Source organism: Porcipelethomonas ammoniilytica (assembly GCF_025567485.1).
GTDB lineage: Bacteria > Bacillota > Clostridia > Oscillospirales > Ruminococcaceae > Porcipelethomonas > Porcipelethomonas ammoniilytica.
Map to the genome: position 1 here is coordinate 1 of NZ_JAOQKH010000039.1, position 5,813 is coordinate 5,813.

8 protein-coding genes are annotated in these 5,813 nt (G+C 32.4%); 1 reads left to right on the top strand and 7 read right to left on the bottom strand.

What is annotated here, in order from left to right; all coding sequences use genetic code 11:
- Window positions 1-68: 68 nt before the first annotated feature.
- Both OCV67_RS12635 and OCV67_RS12640 read right to left on the bottom strand, forming a co-directional pair.
- Window positions 69-218, bottom strand: coding sequence for a hypothetical protein (locus tag OCV67_RS12635; protein ID WP_178085158.1), 150 nt, complete (start codon window positions 216-218; stop codon window positions 69-71).
- A gap of 749 nt (window positions 219-967) precedes the next feature.
- Window positions 968-1,342: a hypothetical protein gene (locus OCV67_RS12640; RefSeq protein ID WP_147644301.1), complete on the bottom strand. Its 375-nt coding sequence runs from the start codon at window positions 1,340-1,342 to the stop codon at window positions 968-970.
- 70 nt (window positions 1,343-1,412) lie between these two features.
- Between OCV67_RS12640 and OCV67_RS12645 the strand changes: the two genes are divergently transcribed.
- Complete coding sequence (locus tag OCV67_RS12645) at window positions 1,413-1,673, top strand: hypothetical protein (RefSeq protein WP_147644302.1); 261 nt, start codon at window positions 1,413-1,415, stop codon at window positions 1,671-1,673.
- 166 nt (window positions 1,674-1,839) lie between these two features.
- On the opposite strand, the gene OCV67_RS12650 is transcribed toward OCV67_RS12645, so the two are convergent.
- The 5 genes from OCV67_RS12650 to OCV67_RS12670 all read right to left on the bottom strand — a co-directional run.
- Window positions 1,840-2,076: an AbrB/MazE/SpoVT family DNA-binding domain-containing protein gene (locus OCV67_RS12650; RefSeq protein WP_147644303.1), complete on the bottom strand. Its 237-nt coding sequence runs from the start codon at window positions 2,074-2,076 to the stop codon at window positions 1,840-1,842.
- A 33-nt stretch (window positions 2,077-2,109) separates the two neighbouring features.
- A complete protein-coding gene (locus OCV67_RS12655) occupies window positions 2,110-2,943 on the bottom strand; it encodes a CD1107 family mobile element protein (protein WP_147644304.1) in 834 nt (277 codons plus the stop codon).
- Window positions 2,940-3,197, bottom strand: coding sequence for a DUF4315 family protein (locus OCV67_RS12660; RefSeq protein ID WP_147644305.1), 258 nt, complete (start codon window positions 3,195-3,197; stop codon window positions 2,940-2,942). The genes OCV67_RS12655 and OCV67_RS12660 overlap by 4 nt, the downstream gene beginning before the upstream one ends.
- Window positions 3,197-4,870, bottom strand: a complete 1,674-nt coding sequence (locus OCV67_RS12665) for a M23 family metallopeptidase (protein ID WP_147644306.1) — start codon at window positions 4,868-4,870, stop codon at window positions 3,197-3,199. The genes OCV67_RS12660 and OCV67_RS12665 overlap by 1 nt, the downstream gene beginning before the upstream one ends.
- A gap of 51 nt (window positions 4,871-4,921) precedes the next feature.
- On the bottom strand, window positions 4,922-5,813 hold an 892-nt coding region (locus tag OCV67_RS12670), incomplete at its 5' end, for a VirB4-like conjugal transfer ATPase, CD1110 family (RefSeq protein WP_394802711.1).

A 5,813-nucleotide genomic window follows, 5' to 3' on the forward strand; every position in this document is an offset into this window, starting at 1 on the left:
AAGTGCTGTTATGGTTATATTTACAGTTATCAATTTTTATCAAACAAAAAAGAAACCTTAGATTTTGTTTATTTTCCAGCAAGCTCTATTAAATGACCTACGCACCATGAAACTATAAAACCGTTACCCTTCATGTAGCCTTGTTTTTTAACGTTTGCACCCAGTACGGAAGCGATATTCGCCCCGACGCTATGTTTTTCAGCTACAACTAATTTCATATGTTTTCCTTTCTATTCGCCATTGGCGAATTATTTACATTTGTTGACATTTTATATTAAATAATATATAATAATAATTTATAAGAGGTGATATGTCATGGAACAAATACTAAATATAATATCTACGGCGTTAACTATAATTTTGACTACTATGTCTATAATTACTTTAAAAAATGATAAAAATTATAATCAGTATATAGACAATAGCATTTTTATACAAGGAGATAATAATGTTGTAAAAAAAATTTATACATATAAAGAAAATGATGTTAATAAACCCACAAAAAAATCAAATACTAGACGAATAATAACTAAAACTGAAAATGACAGTAATGATTTAATATATAGTTTTCTGTTTTTTTATATAGGTTATAGTATTTTTATTCAAAATAAAATACTAACTTTTTGTATGGTTTTAATATTTTTTATTTTGGATTTGATTTTTCTCATTTTTAACAGAGAAAAATATCAACCAATTTATAAGATCATATGCTTAGTAGGACTCTTTTTTTACTCATATTTCTTATTAATTGACATGTATATTATTGGTTCGCAAGATTTATTTGTTAATATTTATATATCAATCTTATTATTATGGTGGACTATACTGTCATTAATCGGTAATCTAAAAGCCATTCTAAAGTATATTTGTTGTAAATACAGCAAAAAATATAAATGTTTATTAAGATTTAATGTGAACTATTCTTCAACTTATAATTTTAGCTTAGTGTTTGCAACATTTGGAACATTTATAAATGTTTGTTTTTATTCATTCGTTGTATAATCATTTCAACATATAACATGATTCTAATAAAAATATTACTAATAGAAAAATAATTTTTTTTATCCTTTTCAAATAAGCCTTTTAAATTTAAATACAGAATATAAGTATCAAAAATAATGAAAATGGCATTTTTATATCCAACTAATATGATGCCGAATATTAACAATCCGGATAAAAATAATAATTTTTGTTCCCAAAATACAAAATTGGAACGATTTTTTGTTGATTTCTCTTTTTTGTATCTTAAAGCACTTAAAATGAAACCAAATAAGGCATCCAATTCATAACAAGCAAGGATAATGCTTGCTAAAGATAAACCTAAAGTAATAAATATATTCATTTTACACTCCTAAATAGATTTTAATAAACAATTGTTTAGAAAGGAATTATTATATGATAGCATAGAAGACATGAATAACGCATTAAAAAATAATTTATATTTTGCTGCATTATCATTAGTTCTAATATTTCCTGATATATGCGGTAAGGCAGAGTATCCAGATAATAAATATATAGGTAATATATACAGAGATTGGTTTAAAACATATGTTGAGCCATCTGATAAATCTATCAAAGATCAAGAATCTATGCCTGAATTTACATGTTTGACTGGAGAGGTTGTATATAGTTTAAGAAATTTTTTTATTCATCAAGGAAAACACCAAATATAAAAATAGAAAAATTTGATCATTTTGAATTTATAATTGAAAGTAAAAAAGAATTTAATGTATATGCTGGTTCTTTAAGTATAAGCAATGATAAAAGAAAAAAGCTTAGTATAAATATACATTATTTATGTTCTATTATTGGAAATAGTTCCGGCAGAAGCCGGAGCCTTTATTTTTTAAGGTTATCCAGACAATTACTGCAAATATGCTTATGATTGTATTCTATTAAATTTTTAGAATGTCCGCAGAAAACACAGGAGTTATTATGTTTTTTAATAATCATATAGCCGTTATCTTCAAATATATCTACGCTGTCACCTTTATCCATACCTAATTTATGCCGAATTTGTGCAGGGAGTGTCACTCTTCCCAAAGCATCAATTTTGTTTTCTGATATTAATTTCATATATAAACTCCTTTTTCGCCAATGGCGAATTTTTTAATCGTCCAGATATTCTTCTAAATCATCACTGTTACTTTGAATTTCCGATGTACTTTTGGTAATATCAGATTCCTCAGCAGCTTCTTCGTATTCAACTATGGAATCGTTATCACTGTAATCAGCGTCTGAATCGTCATCATCAAAATAATCATTATCAAATTTGTTTGTTTGGCGTTTTTTCTTAATAAACGTGAAAACTGCACCTACTATAAGACTGATTATAATAGCGGCAATAATCCATAATATATTTTTTGCCATGCTGGGTTTCTTTTCATTTTTAATTGTTTCAGTTTCAGTACTTGAAACAGTTTTTTCATTTTCAGTTGCAGATTCAAACTGCTCTATGTTTTCAAGAGCATTTTCATTCAATTTGTTATCATTGGAATCTGAAAGCATAGCAGTCAGATCAGCAGTATCAACAGGATTGAGAAAATACACAGAACCGTCTGAGTTTATGATTAAATAGAAAACATCTCCGGAACGTGTAGTAATGGTGTACATTGATTTATTGCTGTAATCAATAGTACTGCTGTCAATTGTCATAGCATTATTGTCAAGATTTTCATTAAGTACCGGAGCATTTTCTTCGCCTACATAAGCGAGTATTTCATCGTAAAAACTGGGAGTAGTAGTTTTTTCTGTGGTTGACGTCGTAACGGCGGCAGTTGTTGATTCTGTAATTGAAGTGGTTTCCTGTACGGTTTTACTGACCTCAGTGACTGCTATTGTGGGCTCTGTTTCCTTTTCAGTTTTTTCCGGTTCTGCAAATACAGTCATAGAAAATATTGCAGAAGAAATTATTCCGGATAATATAAAATATTTGATTTTCATTGTGCTTTTACTTCCTCCTTGATAGGAACAACATTTTGTTCCTTGCTATCATCTGATTTCATCATAGAAATAGTAGTAATTACATCCTCAATGCTAAATCCTGAAGACCTGAACGCAGTAACGATTTTTTCATTTTCCAGAGATTCAATTTGTCCTGAAATATCGGCAGATTTCTTTTTTAGCTTTGAAATATTTTCGTCTACCTTTTTCTTTTCCTGTTTTAATTTATCTATTCTTTTTTCAGTAGAATTCATTAATTATTTTCCTCCTTTTCAGCCGGAGCGCCTGTATACGGACGGATAAATACCAAAGGATCTATGTACTCTCCGTCTTTGACCATTTGCAAATGACAGTGAAATCCTGTAGACCAACCGGTACAGCCTGAGTATCCTATAACCTGACCGTTTTTTACAGTCTGACCGTTCTGTACGGCAACCTGAGACATATGACCGTAAAGAATCAGAGTACCGTTTTCGCATTGTATTTCCACATAATTTCCGAAGCCTCCGTTGCAGCCGCAGCTGCCGTCTTTGGGGTAGTTGTGATTGCAGCCTGTACCGACTTCAACAACTCCGTCAGCTACAGCCAGTATTTCCGTACCGTTGGGAACGCCGAAATCAAGACCCTTGTGAAATTCCGTACTGCCGTCGTCCCATGTCCTGTAGCCGAATGGAGATGTAATAGTATTTGACCAGTCAAAGGCAAAGGGAGAAGAAAAGGCCTTAATAGCGCCGCCCTTGCGTTCGTAATAATTTTTATATTTTTCACGCTGATTCTGGTCAAGATATTTGTTCAGAATCTCGTCCCATGACATTTTTTCAGTAATATTGTAATTTAAAGTAATGGTAGTTACATTTTCTGTTATATATACGTTGCATATACCGTTGTATGTACTCAAAACAGTGTAATTGTCCGGGAGAGGAGAGGGCAATTCATTTTCCGGTATTTGAACGGTTTTAGTCTGCTTTTTTGTTTCAGAATCAAAATTGTATTCTATAACGTACATTTTTGTAAAAATCTGCGTGACGAGATTCTGAACTTCTTCGTTGAAAGTCCATCTTTTTCCCATATAATAAGCGGATATGAATGAAAGTACTCTGTTGTTATCCTCCATAATATCTGCAATTTCGGAATGCTTTTTATCATAATGTCCTGTGACTGTTTCAGGTACCTTTTTATGCTGTTCTTTCAGAGATACGATCAGTGACTGCCAGTGCAGATTTACACGTGTAATGTCGTTTTCATCAGCAGGATAGGCGGCGATAACATCTATTAAATAATCCTGCACAAAATCTCCGCTGCTTGATGTAAATATCATTAAAAATAATATAAGCGGGACTGCTATTAATACGACTGTGAGTGCAGATAATCCCATTACCAATAAAACTTTTCCGCTTGAAAGAACTTTTACAATACCTGCAATGACTTTTTTTAATGCTTTGGCTTTTGAAGCGGCGCTTTTATATGCCTTGACGGTACTGAGACGTTTTCGTTTAGATTTATATAATCTCCGACGGTTTCTCTCATATGTTCGTTTTTTATAATTTTTGTCTTTTTCATTTTTACCTGAAGATGAAACATTCAGAAAATTACTTTTATTTGAAATATTTTCTGCTTGAGAAAGACCGGAGGTATGACTTGTTTTATAATAATTAAAAAAGCAAGCCGTTTCAGACTTCGGCAGCTGACTAACGTTGTGGGCTGCAAAGTTTACTGCTTTGGCAGATGAAAACATAGCATATTGTGAAACATCTTCATTAGCGCTTTTTTTGCTGCTATTATTTGAATGTGCAGTATATTTTGAAACAGCCGTTGGGACTGAATTATAGACTGAATTATAATTTGATTTTACTGACTTGCCTTTTTTACGGTTTTTATAGACATTTTTAGCATATCTTTTGTTCAACGCTTTCTTATTTATTGCCAAGATATCACTTCCTTTGAAAATTCGCCAATGGCGAATTTAAAAACCCCTGAATTAATCATAGTCATTACTTGTTGACATAAGCTTGTATAGCTTGCTGTCTGTAGGAAATTCATCTTTAAACGGAATGATCGTTCCGTGCTGATGTTTGTCGATATAGTAAATAAGACCTTCGCCTACACCGGTATCGGTAATGTATTCCATCTGCTGAGGAGAGATGCCCAGACGTTCCGCAAGTATCTCACGGTCTCCGGCGGCTTGTCCTAACAGCACTATAAAAGCGGAATTTTTAAGAATATTTTCTACCTGATGAGAGAGAAGAACATCTGTAACATTCTGAGTAATTCCGGTAGGTTTACCGCCCCATTTTCTCAGCTCTTTCCACATTTTCGTAGAATATGCGGCAGTCAGAGGATCGTTCAGAAGCAAATGAAACTCGTCAACATAAAACCATGTACTGAGATTTTTGTCTCTGCTGTTGGAAATTTTGTTCCAGACGTAATCTACAATAACCAAAATACCCATTTTATGAAGATGTTCGGAAAGTTTCCTAATGTCGAAACATAAAATACGATTGTTAACATCTACATTTGTTCTGTGATTAAAAACGCTGAGAGAACCTGTTACAAAAATCTCCAAAGCGTCTGCAACGTCCTGCGCATGCAGATTGTTTTCAACGCTTCTCAACGCATTGTACAGATCTTTAAAAACAGGTATATTTTCAGGATTGGGATCGTCCAGATATTTCTGATAGATTTTCCTTATGCATCTGTCAATTATTGACTTTTCGGCAGCTTCGAGGTTTCCTATAGCCGCTTCGCACATGGAAAGAATAAATTGAGATTTGATTGCAACAGGATCATCGCCCTTTTCATAGCTTCTTAAATTTATATCAAAAGGATTTAAATGATGTTTAGATGTTGCGGAAATTTCGATTACAGTACCG

Excerpts from the sequence above, each read along its gene's own strand:
- OCV67_RS12635 (WP_178085158.1), bottom strand. The coding sequence starts at position 218 with ATGAAATTAGTTGTAGCTGAAAAACATAGCGTCGGGGCGAATATCGCT.
- OCV67_RS12660 (WP_147644305.1), bottom strand. The coding sequence starts at position 3,197 with ATGAATTCTACTGAAAAAAGAATAGATAAATTAAAACAGGAAAAGAAA.
- OCV67_RS12645 (WP_147644302.1), top strand. The coding sequence starts at position 1,413 with ATGAATAACGCATTAAAAAATAATTTATATTTTGCTGCATTATCATTA.
- OCV67_RS12640 (WP_147644301.1), bottom strand. The coding sequence starts at position 1,342 with ATGAATATATTTATTACTTTAGGTTTATCTTTAGCAAGCATTATCCTT.
- OCV67_RS12655 (WP_147644304.1), bottom strand. The coding sequence starts at position 2,943 with ATGAAAATCAAATATTTTATATTATCCGGAATAATTTCTTCTGCAATA.
- OCV67_RS12650 (WP_147644303.1), bottom strand. The coding sequence starts at position 2,076 with ATGAAATTAATATCAGAAAACAAAATTGATGCTTTGGGAAGAGTGACA.